The sequence below is a fragment of the Pedobacter sp. Leaf41 genome (assembly GCF_001422545.1).
In the GTDB taxonomy this organism is placed as follows: Bacteria; Bacteroidota; Bacteroidia; order Sphingobacteriales; family Sphingobacteriaceae; genus Pedobacter.
Genome location: NZ_LMLE01000006.1, coordinates 58165 through 74425 on the forward strand (window position 1 = coordinate 58165; position 16261 = coordinate 74425).

19 protein-coding genes and 5 tRNA genes are annotated in these 16261 nt (G+C 34.7%); 19 read left to right on the forward strand and 5 right to left on the reverse strand.

The window, feature by feature from the left end; translation table 11 throughout:
* Window positions 1–50: 50 nt before the first annotated feature.
* Window positions 51–359, reverse strand: a complete 309-nt coding sequence (locus ASE92_RS07420) for a hypothetical protein (RefSeq protein ID WP_056849488.1) — start codon at window positions 357–359, stop codon at window positions 51–53.
* 60 nt (window positions 360–419) lie between these two features.
* Here ASE92_RS07420 and ASE92_RS07425 point away from each other — a divergent pair, with 60 nt between their 5' ends.
* The gene (locus ASE92_RS07425) at window positions 420–662 is read left to right on the forward strand and encodes a hypothetical protein (protein WP_157255683.1); all 243 of its coding nucleotides are present in this window, start codon (window positions 420–422) and stop codon (window positions 660–662) included.
* Here ASE92_RS07425 and ASE92_RS07430 read toward each other — a convergent pair.
* Window positions 659–934 carry a hypothetical protein gene (locus ASE92_RS07430; RefSeq protein ID WP_056849490.1) on the reverse strand — a complete coding sequence of 92 codons (276 nt, stop codon included), beginning with the start codon at window positions 932–934 and terminating at the stop codon, window positions 659–661. The two genes, ASE92_RS07425 and ASE92_RS07430, sit on opposite strands and share 4 nt — an antisense overlap.
* Before the next feature lie 124 nt (window positions 935–1058).
* The gene (locus ASE92_RS07435; RefSeq protein WP_235527313.1) at window positions 1059–2228 is read right to left on the reverse strand and encodes a hypothetical protein; all 1170 of its coding nucleotides are present in this window, start codon (window positions 2226–2228) and stop codon (window positions 1059–1061) included.
* A gap of 961 nt (window positions 2229–3189) precedes the next feature.
* On the opposite strand from ASE92_RS07435, the gene ASE92_RS21470 reads away from it, so the two are divergent.
* Window positions 3190–3315: a GNAT family N-acetyltransferase gene (locus tag ASE92_RS21470; RefSeq protein WP_255352342.1), complete on the forward strand. Its 126-nt coding sequence runs from the start codon at window positions 3190–3192 to the stop codon at window positions 3313–3315.
* A 311-nt stretch (window positions 3316–3626) separates the two neighbouring features.
* On the opposite strand, the gene ASE92_RS07445 is transcribed toward ASE92_RS21470, so the two are convergent.
* Window positions 3627–5378 (reverse strand): lysophospholipid acyltransferase family protein, encoded by a 1752-nt coding sequence (locus tag ASE92_RS07445; protein WP_056849492.1) that lies wholly within the window; start codon window positions 5376–5378, stop codon window positions 3627–3629.
* A 92-nt stretch (window positions 5379–5470) separates the two neighbouring features.
* On the opposite strand from ASE92_RS07445, the gene ASE92_RS07450 reads away from it, so the two are divergent.
* From ASE92_RS07450 to ASE92_RS21350, 3 genes are all read left to right on the forward strand, one after another.
* Window positions 5471–6370: a ComEA family DNA-binding protein gene (locus tag ASE92_RS07450; RefSeq protein WP_056849493.1), complete on the forward strand. Its 900-nt coding sequence runs from the start codon at window positions 5471–5473 to the stop codon at window positions 6368–6370.
* A gap of 369 nt (window positions 6371–6739) precedes the next feature.
* On the forward strand, window positions 6740–7891 hold the full coding sequence (locus tag ASE92_RS07455) for an acyl-CoA dehydrogenase (protein ID WP_056849494.1): 1152 nt from the start codon (window positions 6740–6742) through the stop codon (window positions 7889–7891).
* 192 nt (window positions 7892–8083) lie between these two features.
* Window positions 8084–8260, forward strand: a complete 177-nt coding sequence (locus ASE92_RS21350; RefSeq protein WP_200926367.1) for a DUF6496 domain-containing protein — start codon at window positions 8084–8086, stop codon at window positions 8258–8260.
* Window positions 8261–8343: 83 nt separating this feature from the next.
* Here the strand turns inward: ASE92_RS21350 and ASE92_RS07460 are convergent, their stop codons facing one another.
* Window positions 8344–8718, reverse strand: a complete 375-nt coding sequence (locus tag ASE92_RS07460) for a hypothetical protein (protein ID WP_056849495.1) — start codon at window positions 8716–8718, stop codon at window positions 8344–8346.
* A gap of 166 nt (window positions 8719–8884) precedes the next feature.
* Between ASE92_RS07460 and rpsU the strand changes: the two genes are divergently transcribed.
* The 14 genes from rpsU (at window position 8885) to rplK (ending at window position 16259) form a co-directional block, all read left to right on the forward strand.
* The gene (gene rpsU / locus ASE92_RS07465) at window positions 8885–9079 is read left to right on the forward strand and encodes a 30S ribosomal protein S21 (protein ID WP_010601088.1); all 195 of its coding nucleotides are present in this window, start codon (window positions 8885–8887) and stop codon (window positions 9077–9079) included.
* Window positions 9080–9237: 158 nt separating this feature from the next.
* Window positions 9238–10122 carry a tyrosine-type recombinase/integrase gene (locus ASE92_RS07470; RefSeq protein ID WP_056849496.1) on the forward strand — a complete coding sequence of 295 codons (885 nt, stop codon included), beginning with the start codon at window positions 9238–9240 and terminating at the stop codon, window positions 10120–10122.
* Between the two features lie 14 nt (window positions 10123–10136).
* Window positions 10137–10484: a ribosome hibernation-promoting factor, HPF/YfiA family gene (gene hpf / locus ASE92_RS07475; RefSeq protein WP_056849497.1), complete on the forward strand. Its 348-nt coding sequence runs from the start codon at window positions 10137–10139 to the stop codon at window positions 10482–10484.
* Between the two features lie 230 nt (window positions 10485–10714).
* A tRNA-Thr gene (locus ASE92_RS07480) sits at window positions 10715–10787 on the forward strand.
* A gap of 37 nt (window positions 10788–10824) precedes the next feature.
* Window positions 10825–10907: transfer RNA gene (locus ASE92_RS07485), tRNA-Tyr, on the forward strand.
* A gap of 88 nt (window positions 10908–10995) precedes the next feature.
* Window positions 10996–11071 (forward strand) — tRNA-Gly (locus tag ASE92_RS07490).
* Between the two features lie 76 nt (window positions 11072–11147).
* A tRNA-Thr gene (locus tag ASE92_RS07495) sits at window positions 11148–11219 on the forward strand.
* 120 nt (window positions 11220–11339) lie between these two features.
* On the forward strand, window positions 11340–12527 hold the full coding sequence (gene tuf, locus ASE92_RS07500) for an elongation factor Tu (RefSeq protein ID WP_056849498.1): 1188 nt from the start codon (window positions 11340–11342) through the stop codon (window positions 12525–12527).
* Window positions 12528–12588: 61 nt separating this feature from the next.
* Window positions 12589–12662 (forward strand) — tRNA-Trp (locus tag ASE92_RS07505).
* Window positions 12663–12754: 92 nt separating this feature from the next.
* Window positions 12755–12952 carry a preprotein translocase subunit SecE gene (secE, locus tag ASE92_RS07510; protein WP_025143264.1) on the forward strand — a complete coding sequence of 66 codons (198 nt, stop codon included), beginning with the start codon at window positions 12755–12757 and terminating at the stop codon, window positions 12950–12952.
* Window positions 12953–12961: 9 nt separating this feature from the next.
* Window positions 12962–13501 (forward strand): transcription termination/antitermination protein NusG, encoded by a 540-nt coding sequence (gene nusG, locus ASE92_RS07515; protein WP_029283241.1) that lies wholly within the window; start codon window positions 12962–12964, stop codon window positions 13499–13501.
* Between the two features lie 293 nt (window positions 13502–13794).
* Window positions 13795–15018, forward strand: coding sequence for a SprT-like domain-containing protein (locus tag ASE92_RS07520; protein WP_157255684.1), 1224 nt, complete (start codon window positions 13795–13797; stop codon window positions 15016–15018).
* Between the two features lie 2 nt (window positions 15019–15020).
* Window positions 15021–15650, forward strand: coding sequence for a hypothetical protein (locus tag ASE92_RS07525; protein WP_157255685.1), 630 nt, complete (start codon window positions 15021–15023; stop codon window positions 15648–15650).
* 165 nt (window positions 15651–15815) lie between these two features.
* On the forward strand, window positions 15816–16259 hold the full coding sequence (rplK, locus tag ASE92_RS07530) for a 50S ribosomal protein L11 (protein ID WP_010601094.1): 444 nt from the start codon (window positions 15816–15818) through the stop codon (window positions 16257–16259).
* The last annotated feature ends 2 nt before the right edge of the window (window positions 16260–16261 follow it).

Genomic DNA, 16261 nt, shown 5'->3' on the forward strand with positions numbered 1-16261 from the left:
GAAGTTAAACTATATAAAAAAAGGGTCAGAAATTAATTCTGACCCTTTTTTTATGCGTTTTTATTTGCATCCGTTTTATCTTTCTTTCTACTCACTTTCTTTTCAATGGCCTCGTCAACTGCTGTTACGAGTAAATTATCATCTTCCTTTATAAAAGGTGTAATAGAATCGTCTTTCTGCAATAAGGTTACTTTCTTCGAAAGTTGTTTTGCAAACTTCTCTATCACTTTATCTGTCTTTTTTGGTTTACCTACCTGGTTTACAAATTCGTTAAATGCTAGTGTTAATTTAGATTCTAATTCTTTACGTAATTTTTTGCTTGCCGATTGCTTTTTCGACCTGGATTTATTCTTCTTCATTTAACTCATATGGATTTCTCCAAAGATAAAATTTCGTGAAGTTAAATTAATATTATGATTATGTTAAGCGTAGGATTGGGAGTTAACATCAAAAATATTTTGTGTTATATTTATAATGATCTGTTCATCACTAAAGAAATAACCATGGGTGTAAATTTGCCAGTTGTAATCGTAGTGGCCATAATAGTGGTTCTGTTAATTGTATTTATCATTAAGAGAAACCAAAAAGACAAAAAGAAATTCGAGCAGGAAATGATTGATGAAGAAATCCAGCCAGAAAAAGACGATAAAGAAAATATTTAGAAATTACTTCCTTCAGCTATCTCGCCACCTAAATCCAAGGTGTTTTGAAAGGCTTCCAGGTAAGCTAACAAATGCCTTTCCGCGTTGGCGTAAGAGGTAAATGTTGCAGCCGGCTCATTCGCATCGGCATCACTTTTGCTTTTAAAATAGTGGCTGATTTGAAACTTAAAGCTTTTCTCGTCATTAATCGGCGACATAATTCTGGCCTTAACCGGGTGGCCATGAACCTCAACAAAAAATTCTTTTAAAATATTATAAATGACTACCGACATAGGTTTTGTTTTTAACTAAAATTATTTAGTGAACTAAAGTACCTTAAAAGCAGTATAGTTTCGGTTTTTAGCAATAAGATTACGTTTTGTTAATATTAAATTAACATCAATTATCGAAATACGACTATTTTTTAATTGGCTCGTATGCGTAAACGATTTCGTAACTGGCATTTTTTAGATTGTTTGAAATCTGGCCAATTTTTAAATTTTGCGTTTGTGGAGTGGGTTCACAGAAGGAATATTTTTTGCCTTGATAGGTAATGAAACTCCCTACGGGTTTATCAAACTGAACGGCCATTGTTAAGTGTGTAGGGTAGAGCAAGGCAATCATCGGTAAATTATATATTTCCTTCACCAAAAAGAAAAACAATGCTGCCCGGTCATCGCAGTCGCTATATTTATTTAGTAAAGTTTGTTCTGGAGATAATCTTTTCTCTTTACCGAAATTCTGGCCGTCATCTTCATATAAAAAAGCATATCGGGTAAATCGCATTAAATAATCTACCCCGTTTTTTTGATCCAGGTGTTTGGTGTTTTCTTTCAGAATTGGAATCAAAGAGCTGTAGGTTTCTCTACTCAATGGAATATTAAAATAGCTTTCGTAATCTACTACCGGATAGTTTTTGAATATTTTTTGTACTTCGTCATTCACTTTTAATTTAAAGTGGTAAACCTTTTGTTTATAGCTAAATTGAAGATCCTTTTCTTCATAAGTTTCAGGTTTAAACTCGGGCATTCGTGTTACCTTATAAGAAAAGGGTTTGGTGGCTTCTGGTATCTTAAGTTTAACAGGAACGTAAACACTCTGCTTAAATAGTTTTCCATAATCGTGATAATTTAAGCACATATATTTTTTATCACCAATCATAAAGAAAGGGATATCGCTGATATCTTCATCGTTATTGACATAAAACACAATCTGATTATTGCCGATTGCAATTCTGGCATCGTAGCCGCATTTACTTAGTAAATACCATTTGTAAAGCGTATAACGAAAGTAATTCTCTGCCTTCGGACTAATCTCTTCGGCCGTTTTTCTGATCAGTTGATAGTAGATCCAATCGTTAAGATGATCTTTTTCCTGATAAGCCTTAAGTGCTGAAATGATTGTTCGGGTATCTGCTGACTCGATTTTACTATAAAAATTTAGGGCCTCGGCAGTCGTTGGCTTATTAACGGTAGAAATAATTAACGATGAATCTAAATTGAAGTTAAAAGTACCATCATAAAATTCAAATGATCGATTTTGAGCCATTACGGAAATTCCACAGAGCAGCATGTATGTGAGCAACATCTGTCGAAATTTATTTATGTTAAAGCCTGTTTTCAATTCATTCATATTTGGTTACATTAAATTTACATCTTATTAACCTAAAAGCAACAATTTCTTTATGTTAAGAATTTTGGATGTTGTTCACGTATATTTAACACGGATTTTACGCTATTATAGATTAGATAGAAATTTTTGAAAATTTTTGTTGTTAATTCAAACTTAAATTATACTTTTGCCAATGCAAGGGGTGAGAGCCTTGCATCACAATCATAAAGATTGAGAGCGTTAATTTAGATAAAGGTTACAACAGCGATTGTTGTAACCTTTTTTTGTATAAATTAAAATAAACCATCTAAATTTAATCTCATGAGCAATGTTAAGATTTCATCAGCCGGGGTAGCCGATTTTGCAATTGTGCAAGACATCGCCAAAAAAACTTTTTACGAAACTTTTTCGAGTAGCAATTCCGAGCAAACTATGCAAGATTATTTGTTTACAAGTTTTAGTGACGAGAAAGGTAGGCAGAGTTACCGATTCTTTATTTTTTATTGCCCTTGATGAAGGGCCAGTAATTGGCTACTTAAAGGTAAATATGAATGATGCTCAAACTGAGGTTAATTTATTTCATAAAAATCAATATGATTGACGTTATCACAGGGCTTTTTATTCTGCAATTTGTATTCCCCTCTTTTAGAGGGGTGGCCGCACTTTGCGGACGGGGTGTTTATTTGTCTTGGCCAGACGGGCTTTTTTCTTTTGACAACAAAAGAAACAAAATTGCCGGCTGAAAATTTCTGTATTAAAGTTTCTGCTTGGGCTTGAACAGTACAGCCCCAAAAATTTGTTAGGCCGGTTTAAAGTAGAACGGAGAAACAGTACTTTGGCCTTAAAAACTGCAAAAATAAGTCGAGCTTAATCCGCTTATTTATAGCTACTTAACAAATAACGTCAATGGTAGCTTCAGGAAAGCGACTCATTAGAAATTGAGCGCATTTATGTGAAAGCCGAATACCATGGTAAAAGCGTTGGGCAATTGCTTTATAACAAGGCAATCGAAATTGCATATCAATCCCATAAAAAATCGATGTGGCTAGGCGTATGGGAATAAAACCCTAAGGCAATCAGGTTTTATGAAAAAAATGGTTTTGTTCCATTTAGTAAGCATGTATTTAAAATGGGCGATGAAGCGCAAACTGACATTATTATGCGGAAGGCATTAGACTAGCTTACATTAAGGCAGAGCAGAAATTTATCATCTAGGTGCTTAAATTTTCTGCAAATTTTATAACAGAGAGTTAATTTCTTCTTAACAATACATCCTCATATTTGTGGCATAAATATTTGGTTAGTATTTATAAAGTTTAGGTTAGTTGATAACAAAAATACCCAGATGGATGTCTGGGTATTTTTATTTTAAAGCTATAAGTTTTTGCCTAGTTTTTCCAACATCTCTGGCGGAATATTATGTGTGTCTACTACTAAGAAACCATCCAGACAATCTGAAAATTTCGGATCTATATTGAAAGAAATGATCTTCGCATTCAAATTCATATACTGCCTTAATAAAACAGGGATTTTAATATGCGAATTTTCAATGTCGCCAATAATGCTATCTAAATCTTTAAAAGATTCACTGCTGTCAACCAAAGTGTCGGTTGAGATTGGAAGCAAATCTGCTTTGAATTTATTACGTGGCCTAACGTATTTCGCCATTTCATAATCAAAATGGTTTTTAGTGATATAATCAACAATCAGCGCCTTACTAAATTTAGAAAAACTATTGCTAATACTCACCGGTCCGAACATATATCTGTATTGAGGGTTATCAATAAGATACTTTAAAATACCTTTCCACAATAAGAATAATGGAAGCGGTTTACCCTGATATTCTTTTCTAATCCACGATCTGCCCAGTTCAATGCCTTGTTTTAGCATAGGGTAAAACTGATCTTTCATTTTAAAAAGTTCGGAAAGATAAAAACCTCTGCGACCCATGCTTTCTAAAATTTCATCTCCTTTTCCAATTCTGTAGGCACCTACAATATTTTCGAGATCCTTATCCCAAATAAATAGGTGGTTGTAATAAATATCGTAATTATCTAAATCGATTTTTTTATTGGTTCCCTCACCAACTTCGCGAAAAGTAATTTCCCTAAGTCTACCAATCTCCCGTAAAATGTTTGGAATTTTTAATGTAGGAACAATATAAACCTCGTAGTTTTTTTCTGTCCATACTTTAAAATCTTCCAGCTTGCTCACTTCGGTCTTAATCAACTCACGAGAAGTTTCTTCAATAATCTCTGCTGGCTTTTTCTTAATCTTAAATAATTTAAGCGGATTAAATAATCTTCTTTCCTGATCTAAACCAACGCCAAGCGCATAGGTACGGGCACGAAGGAAATCCATTAGCTTGTTGCTGCTATTCATGTGCGAAACCTCTGATGGAGCAATCGCTTTTCCAACACGAACTTTGATGGTTAAACCCTGTTTATTCAAAAACTCAGATGGAAGTTTAGCAGTACGAAGGGTAGGATGAATAAAGCTTAAAATATTAAATAAAACGCCATTATTACCGTGGAAATAAATGGGAACAACCGGAACTTTTGCCTTCGCTATTAGCTTCCCAACTACCGGATGCCACATTCTATCGGTAACTTGTTGCGCATCTAATTTGAAGGTAGAAACTTCACCCGCAGGGAATATTCCTATTGGTATTCCATTTCTAAGTAAATCGAAAGTAGTTTTTAAACCGCTTATGCTCGATGAGTGTTGTACATTTTCAAAGGGATTTACCGCTACAAAAAATTCATCTAGATTAGGTATTTTTTTCAAAATGAAATTGACCATTACCTTCGCATCCGGACGGACAGTGCATAAAAGTTTCACTAGGGCCAAACCTTCAACCCCGCCATAAGGATGGTTTGCAATGGCAATAAATGGCCCCGTTTTAGGGATGCTCTTTAAATCATCTTCGTCGAATTCAATAGAAACTCCAATGGTTTCCAAAATCTTATCTACAAATTCTAAGCCTTTAAAGTGTTGATTTTGAGCAAAAACATCGTTAATGTCATTCAGTTTCATGAGCTCCATCATCAAGCCGGCCAAACCTGGCACACCGAGTTTATCTATCTTGGTTGCCTTCGCAAACTCAGAGGTAGTAATGATCTTCATATAATATTCTTAGATTGTTGATAGCTAAAACCCGTGAGCTTTGCAATCCCAAAAATAAGATTTATATTTATAATACACACGTCATATCACACATGAGAATTTGGCTCAATAAACATTTTGGTTTCAGTAAGGGCGAATTCAATGGATTACTGTTGTTGATATTTATTATCATCATATTAAAGGCGATACCTATTATATACGAGAAGGTGCAAACGGTAGAAAAGGACAGTCCTGATTTACTAGCCAAAATCCATAAATTAGAAATAACCGACCAACAAGATTTTCATTATAACAGAGATCGAATTGAAAGTTCGGGAGGATCCAGGAAGGCAAAACTATTTAATTTTGATCCGAATAGTTTAGGTGTTGAAGGATGGCAATCTTTAGGTTTATCTGTAAAACAGGCGCAAGCTATTGTGAATTATACTAATAAAGGCGGTAAATTCTATAAGGCTGAAGATCTTCAAAAGATGTACACCATTTCGCCAAAGATGTATAGAAAACTATTTCCATTTGTTAACATTGAGAATCAGGCCAGCCATTATCCAAAGAAAGATTTTGGTTTTGAAAAAAAGGAATATGTTAAAAAACCTCCTACAATTATCGATATCAATACTGCAGATTCTGCCCAGCTTGATGAAATAAAAGGTGTTGGTGGTACATTTGCTAATCGAATTTTAAAGTATCGGGAACGTTTAGGTGGTTTCCATAAAAAAGAGCAGCTAATGGAAGTTTATGGTTTAGATTCGGTTCGTTACGCGGAGATTAAAAATCAGATTTCAGTAAGTCCGGTAGCGCTAAAAATCCTCAATATTAATACCGCACAATTTAACGACTTGAAAGGGAATCCATATCTTTCCTACAAACAGATCAATGCCATTATCCAATACAGAAAACAGCATGGGAATTATAGTGGTCCGGCTGATTTAAAGAAAGTCCTGATCCTCAATCAAGAATTAATCGATAAAATTACACCTTATATATCTTTTTAGAAAAGCAATTGAGGTGCTAATCGGTTTCGATACTCCCGCTTTCACTCCAATCTTTTTTTAACTTTTGTTATGCTTCGGTTGCAGCTGCTTCGTGCCTCAGCATTACAGTACCTTCAAGGTTTCTTCAAAAAAAAGTATTTCTGCTTAATCGGGTTTATTTAATTTAAACTTTTGCAAATAACTAAAATTCATACGTAATGAACTAAAAAATATAAAATAGCTGCTGTGCCGTATTTATACCTTTAAAATTAATCATTAATGTTATTGAACCGAATACCATTTCATTCTGTATACATGCAAATTTATAATGGCAATTAACTATGAAATAATTGTTTATAATTGCCAGAACTAACTTAAAATATAAATTTAATGAGCGTTAGCTTTAATTTTTCAGAAACAGAAACTCAACAAAATGTAAAGGCTATGGTCCGCGATTTTGCTGAGAAAAACATACGTCCAAATATTATGGAATGGGATGAAGCGCAACATTTTCCTGTAGCGTTGTTTAAGCAATTAGGCGATTTGGGTTTAATGGGTGTGTTAGTTCCTGAAGAATATGGTGGTTCGGGTTTGGGTTATCAAGAATATGTTGATGTAATTGTAGAGGTGGCGAGAGTTTGTGGTTCTATTGGATTATCACTTGCTGCACACAATTCACTTTGTACGGGGCATATTTTGGCTTTCGGCAATGAGGAGCAAAAACAAAAGTGGTTACCAAAACTAGCTACTGCCGAATGGATTGGTGCCTGGGGTTTAACAGAGGCCAATACCGGATCTGATGCATTAAGGATGATGACCACTGCCGTTGAAGACGGCGATGATTACATCATTAATGGCGCAAAAAACTGGATCACCCATGGTAAAAGTGGAGACATTGCAGTTGTAATGGTAAGAACAGGGGAGCAGGGAAGTTCGAAAGGGATTTCTGCAATTGTGGTGGAACGCGGAACGCCAGGTTTTTCGGCAGGCAAAAAAGAAAATAAATTAGGTATGCGGGCCTCAGAAACTACAGAAATGATTTTTGATAACTGCCGTGTGCCTAAAGCCAATGTGTTGGGTAATGTAGGCGAAGGGTTTAAACAAGCGATGAAAGTATTGGATGGGGGAAGGATTTCTATTGCCGCATTAGCCTTAGGAATTGCAAAGGGTGCTTTTGATGCTGCAGTTGCTTACTCGAAACAACGCCAGCAATTCGGACAACCTATTTCCAGCTTCCAGGCCATAAGTTTTAAACTAGCTGATATGGCGACTGAAATTGAAGCTTCAGAATTGTTAATCAGACAGGCAGCTGATTTAAAAAACAGGCATTTGCCGATGACGAAAGAATCGGCTATGGCTAAATATTTCGCTTCGGAGGTTTCCGTTAAAGTGGCTACAGAAGCAGTTCAGATTTTTGGGGGATATGGTTATACCAAAGATTTCCCGGTAGAGAAATTTTATCGCGATAGTAAATTGTGTACAATAGGAGAGGGCACATCAGAAATACAAAAGATCGTTATCGCCAGAGAAATATTGAATTAGTTGAAGCTAAGGCTTAGGTTAAGATTTAGCATTGCTTAAGCTCAACCTCGATCTCAAACTTATTAAACCAAATATACATTATGAGTAATCCGGAGTGTTTAACCACCTCCGGATTTTTTTTTGCTAAATTTTTAAAACCAAGCTTTGTTAACTGCGGTTTTGACTAATGACTAATGACTAATCACAAAAGCTATGGCAAAATATTCTAAAAAAGCTGGAGAAAAGGTTGAGGAAACGATGCATGAGATGAAAGAGGGAAAGCTTAAAACAGGATCTGGCAAGAAAGTAACTTCCAAGAAGCAAGCGGTAGCCATTGGTTTATCGGAGGCGAAAAAAGAAGGCGCAAAAGTTCCGAAAAAGAAAAGTTAAATCTGTTATTTGTAAAACAAGTTGAGCAAAGGTCAGTTGATTTAAAGACTAAAGACTAAAGACTAAAGACTAAAGACTAAAGACTACTTAGCGGTTATAATACTGTCTACTACATATTCGCTAAATCCTCTCCAGGGTAAAGCATGATTGTATTGTTTATAATGCAGCTCGTAAAATTTACCGCTATTGGCCATCATCTTTTCAGCAAGTTCTTTGTTTGCAATTGAAAACTCGAATTCATTACTTTGCACACTTCCGGTAGTTCGTGATCTCAAGCCGGTCTGAATTATTTTTCCTTCGTAGGTTTTGAAGATATAACCCTTTTTAACAACAAAGTTAAGTTCGCCAGCTTTTACACCTTCGCCAAAAACGAAGAAATAACGATAGTAAAATACTATGCCTAAAATAATAATTACTAAAACTGCAATGATCGAGATTGTTTTCTTACCGGTTGTCATATATTAAATGTATCACTAAAAGTAATTAAAGATCATTATAAAACAATTAATGTTTGAATAAAATTTGTTTTTAAAAATCTTTCTCATATTCAATTATTTACTTACATTTGCAGCCCCGCTAATAGGGGAATAATTTAAAAACCACGAGAGGAGGTATTTCAGCGTTATGATCATTATTAACATTAAAGACGGCGAATCATTAGATAAAGCCCTAAAACGTTTCAAGAAAAAGTTTGAAAAAACTGGTGTATTGAGAGAACTACGTAGTCGCCAAGCATACGAGAAAAAATCCGTTGCTCGTCGTACTGAAATTAAACATGCTGTTTACATTCAGAATATGAATCAAGATACAACTTCATAAGTTGTTCACGATATAGAATATTAAAGTCCCGATCTTTTAGGTCGGGACTTTTTTGTTTTAGGCTATCATCGAAATCTTTACAATAAACAATTAGTTAATGATTTCTTTATATCAAAACAATTTGTAACTTCATATCTATACCTGGCAGGAGATATTAAATGTTGCTAAAAAGTTTTATTACCTATTTAACTCACGAGAAGCGCTATTCTTCGCATACCATCACTTCCTATCAAACTGATTTGGATCAGTTTGAGCAATACATTCATACCACTTTCGAAATAAACTTTACAGAAGTTAAGCATACGCACATTAGAAGCTATATGGTTGATTTGATGGAGCGAAAAACTTCAGAGAACACGATCAACAGAAAAATTTCTGCTTTAAGAAGTTTATATAAGTTTTTAATGCGGGAAGAGCAGGTAAGTCAAAATCCTACACTTTTAATCAAGGCTCCTAAAATTCCAAAACGTCTTCCGGTATTTGTTGATTCGCAGAAAATGAACGTTTTGCTTGATTCGGAAAATTATTTTGATAATAGTTTTGAATCTGTTAGAGATCATTTGGTTATCGAATTACTTTTTGGTACAGGAATCCGACTGGCTGAGCTTATTCAATTAAAAGAAGCTGATGTAGATACTTATTCAGGAACGATTAAGGTGTTGGGTAAAAGAAATAAGGAGCGAATTATTCCAGTAAATAAACAACTTATTAATCAGATCAATAGCTACATTGATCAAAAAAAATTGCAGAATTTTAATAACAATTTGTTTAACTTAATCGTTACGAATACAGGTGCAGTGGCATATCCAAAGCTAATATACCGTATTGTAACCTCATACCTAAACCACATATCAACCAATGAAAAGAAAAGTCCACACGTGTTGCGGCATAGTTATGCGACAAGCCTGTTAAATGCAGGAGCAGATTTAAATGCCATTAAAGAACTTTTGGGCCACGCCAGTTTGGCTGCAACCCAGGTTTACACCCACAATTCAATTGAAAGATTAAAAACAATTTATAAACAAGCCCATCCAAAGGCGTAAAAAAAGGAGGAAAAATGAAAATCGGAGTTCAATCAATCCACTTCAGTGCAGATAGTAAGTTGTTAGACTTTATCCAGAAAAAGGCAAATAAGCTAGATCAGTTTTTTGACCAAATCATTAGCGGCGAAGTGTATTTAAAATTAGAGAACGTAGAGGATGAAGCCAATAAGATCAGTGAGATTAAACTCATTGTGCCGGGTGGAACACTCTTCGCTAAAGAACAATGTAAATCATTTGAAGAGGCGACTGATTTAGCGATTGAGTCGTTGAGGAAACAAATCACGAAGCACAAAGAAAAAACACGTGCAAAATTAAGTGAGCATAAAGCAATTTTAACTGAAAGCGAAGCGACTGATTATTAAGTGTATATTTAAATAAAGTATAATTTATAGGGTAGCGAACAGAAAATGTTCGCTATTTTTTTTCAAATTTATTTTGAAGTGAAATATAAGTGTGTATATTTGCATTCCCTTTCGGAAACGGTGTTAAGCAACAAAGAAAAGGTAAGTTCTTTTAAAAGATTAAAGTTTTTAAAAAACACGCTAATAGTATGAAAAATGAAGATTTTTCGTATCATTGCACAAAATTAAAAGCCTCCTTAGCTCAGCTGGTAGAGCAACTGACTTGTAATCAGTAGGTCATTGGTTCGATTCCGATAGGAGGCTCTTTTATTTTAAAGTGTTGGTATTTTAAAATAAAGTAGGGGAGATTCCAGAGCGGCCAAATGGGACAGACTGTAACTCTGTTATCGCAAGATTTCGAAGGTTCGAATCCTTCTCTCCCCACGATTAATGAGTGGATGAGTGAATAAGAAAATGAGTGAGTATAGTAATTCAATCATTCCCAAATCAATCATTCTATCATTTGTTAAAAGCGGAAGTAGCTCAGTTGGTAGAGCGATAGCCTTCCAAGCTATAGGTCGCGAGTTCGAACCTCGTCTTCCGCTCCAATAAAGTTGAGCAGTTGGCAATTAAAGGTTGCAGTTTTATGATAACTGACAAAACTGAAGATTGATAATTGGAAAAGCCGACTTAGCTCAGCGGTAGAGCACTTCCTTGGTAAGGAAGAGGTCATGGGTTCAATTCCCATAGTTGGCTCAGGTGTAATAAAGCTTTGTTAAATCTGTTATATATTACAGAGTAGACAAGGTTTTTTGTGTTGAAATAACAAAAAATAAAAATAATAAAAAGTTAACCTACTAATTAGTTATAAATAAAATGGCAAAAGAAAAATTTGACCGCAGTAAACCGCACTTAAACATCGGTACAATCGGTCACGTCGATCACGGTAAAACAACTTTAACAGCAGCTATTACAAAAGTTTTGGCTGATGCTGGTTTAACTGAGGCACGTTCATTCGATTCAATTGACTCTGCTCCAGAGGAAAAAGAAAGAGGTATTACAATCAATACAGCTCACGTTGAGTATTCAACAGCTAACCGTCACTATGCACACGTTGACTGTCCAGGTCACGCGGATTATGTGAAGAACATGGTAACTGGTGCTGCTCAAATGGACGGTGCAATTATCGTTGTTGCTGCTACTGATGGTCCAATGCCACAAACTCGCGAGCACATCTTGTTAGCTCGTCAGGTTGGTGTACCTTCATTGGTTGTATTCATGAACAAAGTGGATATGGTTGATGATCCAGAATTATTAGAACTAGTTGAAATGGAAGTTCGTGAATTGTTATCTTTCTACGATTTCCCAGGTGATGATATTCCGGTAATCCAAGGTTCTGCATTAGGTGGATTAAACGGTGATGCTAAATGGGTTGGTAAAATTATGGAATTAATGGATGCTGTTGATAGCTACATTCCAATTCCTCCACGTTTAACTGAACTTCCTTTCTTAATGCCTGTTGAAGATGTATTCTCAATTACTGGTCGTGGTACTGTTGCTACAGGTCGTATTGAGCGTGGTGTAATCAACTCTGGAGATCCAGTTGAGATCTTAGGTATGGGTGCTGAGAACTTAAAATCTACAGTAACTGGTGTTGAGATGTTCCGTAAAATTTTAGATTACGGTGAAGCTGGTGATAACGTAGGTTTATTGTTACGTGGTATTGAGAAAACTGATATCCGTCGTGGTATGGTAATCTGTAAACCAGGTTCAGTAACTCCTCACTCTGATTTCAAAGCTGAGATCTATGTATTATCAAAAGCTGAAGGTGGTCGTCACACGCCATTCTTTAACAAATACCGTCCTCAATTCTATTTCCGTACTACAGATGTAACTGGTGAAATTTCACTAGCTGAAGGTACTGAAATGGTAATGCCAGGTGATAACGTTACAATTTCTGTGAAATTGATTTCTCCTATCGCAATGGAAAAAGGTCTACGTTTCGCTATCCGTGAAGGTGGTAGAACAGTAGGTGCTGGTCAGGTAACTGAAATCTTAGCTTAATTTTAAGCTATTATATAAAAATTAGCTAATTGGCTTCTATGCTAATTAGCTAATTTTATCCACGGGAATAGTTCAACGGTAGAATAGAGGTCTCCAAAACCTTTGATCAGGGTTCGAATCCTTGTTCCCGTGCCAAAAAATAATGATTGTATTAGTGAATGTTTTAATGATTGAATGTTAAGCATTCTCTCACTCACTAATTCAATCATTTAATCATTATAATAAATATGGCTAAAGTAGTTGAGTTTATAAAAGAATCATACGATGAAATGACCAATAAGGTTACATGGCCTACTTGGGGAGAGTTGCAAAGCTCTGCGATTCTTGTTTTAGTGGCTTCTTTAATTATTGCATTGGTTATTTTTGCAATGGATAAAGGCTCTACATTTGTGTTAGATACTTTTTATAAATCACTTTCTAATTAATATTTACTAATGAGCGATCTAAAGTGGTACGTTGTAAGGGCGGTTAGCGGTAAAGAAAAGAAGGTAAAACAATACATTGATGCTGAGATCAGCCGTTTAGGTTTCTCTCATTTGGTTCCTCAGGTTTTAATACCGATGGAAAAATATTACCAAATGAAAGATGGTAAGAAAATTGCCAAAGAACGTAACTTTTATCCTGGTTATGTTTTAATCGAAGCAACATTAGATGGAGAATTAGAGCACATCATTAAAGGAATTAATAGTGTTATTGGTTTCTTAGGTGATAAAGCTGGTAATCCAATTCCAATGCGCCAGGCAGAAGTTAACCGTATTTTAGGTGTGGTTGATGAAATGAGCGAGCAAGGCGAAACCATGAATGTGCCTTACTATGTTGGTGAAGGTATTAAAGTTATGGATGGACCTTTCAATGGTTTCTCTGGTGTGATTGAAGAAGTGAACGAAGAGAAGAAAAAATTAAAAGTAATGGTTAAGATTTTCGGTCGTAAAACACCATTGGAACTTAACTACATGCAAGTAGAAAAAGAATAAGCTGATTTACGATTGTAGGTTTTAGATCTACGTTTTTTAAGATATAATAAAAGCTTTCCTCAAGAGGGAAAGCTTTTTGCGTTCATGGTATTTTGTAAAATAAGTTTTATTAGTATATTCGTTTATCTCATCTCTCAAAAAGTCATTTATTCTAAGAATCTAAATTAACAAAATGAAAAGATTATTTTCAAAACGCTTTGTGTTCTTCTGCTGCTCGGTGGTAGGTTCGTTATTTATCTTTAATTCGTGTAAGAAAAGCGAAAGTATGATTTCAAACACTGAACTCATTTCACATGCAAAGAGTTGGTTTTCGTCAGAGAAAAATATTTTTTATATACCTAATTGGGATAAAGTCGAGATATTTTAAAGATAAGGAGATAAATTATTTAATTATGCCTTCAAATTTCAAATTGGAAACAGGAAATAATAGGGTTGTTTCACAATTGATTATTGCTGATTCACTAGGAAGTTATTCAGCTAAGTTAATAGAAGTTGTAAATGCTGATTTACCTGAAACGATAAGAGATTTGACAGTTATATTTCAAGGTGGAAAAGATTTGAATAGTAATTTTACCGGCAATGTTTTAGTTTTAGATGCTGCACACACGTTTAAATATGGACAACAATTTATTAACGGTAAGGTCAGTTCGAAACTGAAAGTTAAGTTTTTTCAGAATGGAACAATTGGGCTAAGAGATAAACTTTTAATGACTATGCAAGCACCACCAGAAGTACCTGTTGAGCCAGTATGTACAGATTGGTACTGGACAACTTTTAATGGGAATACTGGACAGGTTATTTCTGAGAGTTATTTATATACTACTTGTACGGGAAATAATTCTTATGGTGGTGGCAGTAGCACTGGAACAGGAGAAAATAACGTAAATAGGGAGATTATTGATAGTTTAACCAATGAGTGTTTAAAGACTGCACTTGCGAAAGCAAAGGGAGTAAGTGGCAAAAACTTTACAGATACAATTAGTAAAATTATATCCAGTTTGGATGCGAACACTAAGGTAAAAGTAGGTATTAGTAACGTACCCGAACTATATGATAATAAAGGGAAAGTAGTTGATGGCAGAACTACAGGATATAATTATGATGGGGGTATTTTCAAGTGTTCAATCTTACTAAATGAAGATGTGTTAAAGAACTCAACACAAGAATATGCTGTTGCAACCATAATACATGAAACATTGCATGCTTACCTACAGTATAAAAAAGGGAGCACTATTAATCATGGACAAAATCATGAGGATATTTCTAAAAATTATATTACACCGTTTGTAAATATTATGAAATCTATTTATCCTAACTTAGATTTAAAAGAAGCTACTGCAATGGCTTGGAGCGGTGTTCAAGGTACATCATTATGGAAAGAGAATTATGAGAATGATACTTTTAAAATTGGAGCAACAAATCTAACAATGGACTTTTCTACAATGAAAGGTTTGGAAAATGCTCATCATTATGGTTTTGCCGATAATAGTACACCTTTATGCCCCAAAAAACAATAATTATGAGAGTTATAATCTGTTTATTTATAATTAGTTTTTTTTCTTTGGATGCTAAAGCACAGAATAACGTAGGCATAACCCCCCTGCATGAATTTTTTCAAAAAAATGCAGACAGTACTTATATATTACAATTTGTAGGTACTTTTAATATTCCAAGCTATAGAATTTTGAGTAAGGTAGGGGACACCATAACAACCTATACCTATAAAAGTAATACAAAACTGGATCATAAGGTTAAAAATATTCCAAAAGCATTTAGAGATATGTTTTTAAAGAAAAATGGAAATTTGATATATTTTATACCTGTTGACATTAACGTATTTTTTAACCCCCATTATTTAAGTTTAGATAGTTTAAATCAATTTTGGTCTAAATCTTCCAAGTTAAAAATGTGGGATATTAACGATGATAAGATTGATGGAGAAGGCTGTGGTGAAAAACATTCTAGGTACGCAATATCAGATGGTGGTGAGATTTATCTACATCTTATTACTAAAGATAGTATTAAAGAATTATTTTTTTATGCACCAGATTATTATAATGAAAAATGTCCTGGTAGAAAAGGGAGAAAAGCTATTATAGATTTATGGGATCTGTTTGATACATATTTCAAAGTGGAAACTAGGTATTAAAAACTTAAAGATATAATATAAAATATATTTTTCCTAATCTATTGTAGGACTGCAAGATTATCCATATCTTTGCAGTCCTTTAAGTTTTATAGGAACTATAAGGAAAATAAATGTTACATGCTTCCAATATTTAACATTGAGTTTTAAATAAACAAAAAACACAAAATGGCAAAAGAAGTCAGTGCAATGATCAAATTACAGATCAAAGGCGGAGCGGCAAATCCATCGCCACCAGTAGGACCTGCATTAGGTGCTAAAGGGGTGAACATTATGGAGTTTTGCAAACAGTACAACGCTCGTACCCAAGATAAAGCAGGTAAAGTATTGCCAGTTGTAATTACTGTTTATGCTGATAAGTCATTCGATTTCATCATCAAAACCCCTCCGGTAGCTATCCAGTTAAAAGATGCTACTAAATTACAGAGTGGTTCTGCTGAGCCTAACCGTAAAAAAGTTGGGTCGGTGACCTGGGACCAGATTAAAGTTATTGCTGAAGATAAAATGCCTGATTTAAATGCATTTACAATCGAATCTGCAATGAGTATGGTTGCTGGAACAGCACGCAGTATGGGAATCACCGTTTCTGGTGACGCACCCTGGAACAATTAATT

Bases quoted from the DNA above. Each gene is read 5' to 3' on its own strand.
- ASE92_RS07420 (WP_056849488.1), bottom strand. From the start codon at position 359: ATGAAGAAGAATAAATCCAGGTCGAAAAAGCAATCGGCAAGCAAAAAA.
- ASE92_RS07425 (WP_157255683.1), top strand. From the start codon at position 420: ATGTTAAGCGTAGGATTGGGAGTTAACATCAAAAATATTTTGTGTTAT.
- ASE92_RS07430 (WP_056849490.1), bottom strand. From the start codon at position 934: ATGTCGGTAGTCATTTATAATATTTTAAAAGAATTTTTTGTTGAGGTT.
- ASE92_RS07435 (WP_235527313.1), bottom strand. From the start codon at position 2,228: ATGTTGCTCACATACATGCTGCTCTGTGGAATTTCCGTAATGGCTCAA.
- ASE92_RS07445 (WP_056849492.1), bottom strand. From the start codon at position 5,378: ATGAAGATCATTACTACCTCTGAGTTTGCGAAGGCAACCAAGATAGAT.
- ASE92_RS07450 (WP_056849493.1), top strand. From the start codon at position 5,471: ATGAGAATTTGGCTCAATAAACATTTTGGTTTCAGTAAGGGCGAATTC.
- ASE92_RS07455 (WP_056849494.1), top strand. From the start codon at position 6,740: ATGAGCGTTAGCTTTAATTTTTCAGAAACAGAAACTCAACAAAATGTA.
- ASE92_RS21350 (WP_200926367.1), top strand. From the start codon at position 8,084: ATGGCAAAATATTCTAAAAAAGCTGGAGAAAAGGTTGAGGAAACGATG.
- ASE92_RS07460 (WP_056849495.1), bottom strand. From the start codon at position 8,718: ATGACAACCGGTAAGAAAACAATCTCGATCATTGCAGTTTTAGTAATT.
- rpsU (WP_010601088.1), top strand. From the start codon at position 8,885: ATGATCATTATTAACATTAAAGACGGCGAATCATTAGATAAAGCCCTA.
- ASE92_RS07470 (WP_056849496.1), top strand. From the start codon at position 9,238: ATGTTGCTAAAAAGTTTTATTACCTATTTAACTCACGAGAAGCGCTAT.
- hpf (WP_056849497.1), top strand. From the start codon at position 10,137: ATGAAAATCGGAGTTCAATCAATCCACTTCAGTGCAGATAGTAAGTTG.
- tuf (WP_056849498.1), top strand. From the start codon at position 11,340: ATGGCAAAAGAAAAATTTGACCGCAGTAAACCGCACTTAAACATCGGT.
- secE (WP_025143264.1), top strand. From the start codon at position 12,755: ATGGCTAAAGTAGTTGAGTTTATAAAAGAATCATACGATGAAATGACC.
- nusG (WP_029283241.1), top strand. From the start codon at position 12,962: ATGAGCGATCTAAAGTGGTACGTTGTAAGGGCGGTTAGCGGTAAAGAA.
- ASE92_RS07520 (WP_157255684.1), top strand. From the start codon at position 13,795: ATGCAAAGAGTTGGTTTTCGTCAGAGAAAAATATTTTTTATATACCTA.
- ASE92_RS07525 (WP_157255685.1), top strand. From the start codon at position 15,021: ATGAGAGTTATAATCTGTTTATTTATAATTAGTTTTTTTTCTTTGGAT.
- rplK (WP_010601094.1), top strand. From the start codon at position 15,816: ATGGCAAAAGAAGTCAGTGCAATGATCAAATTACAGATCAAAGGCGGA.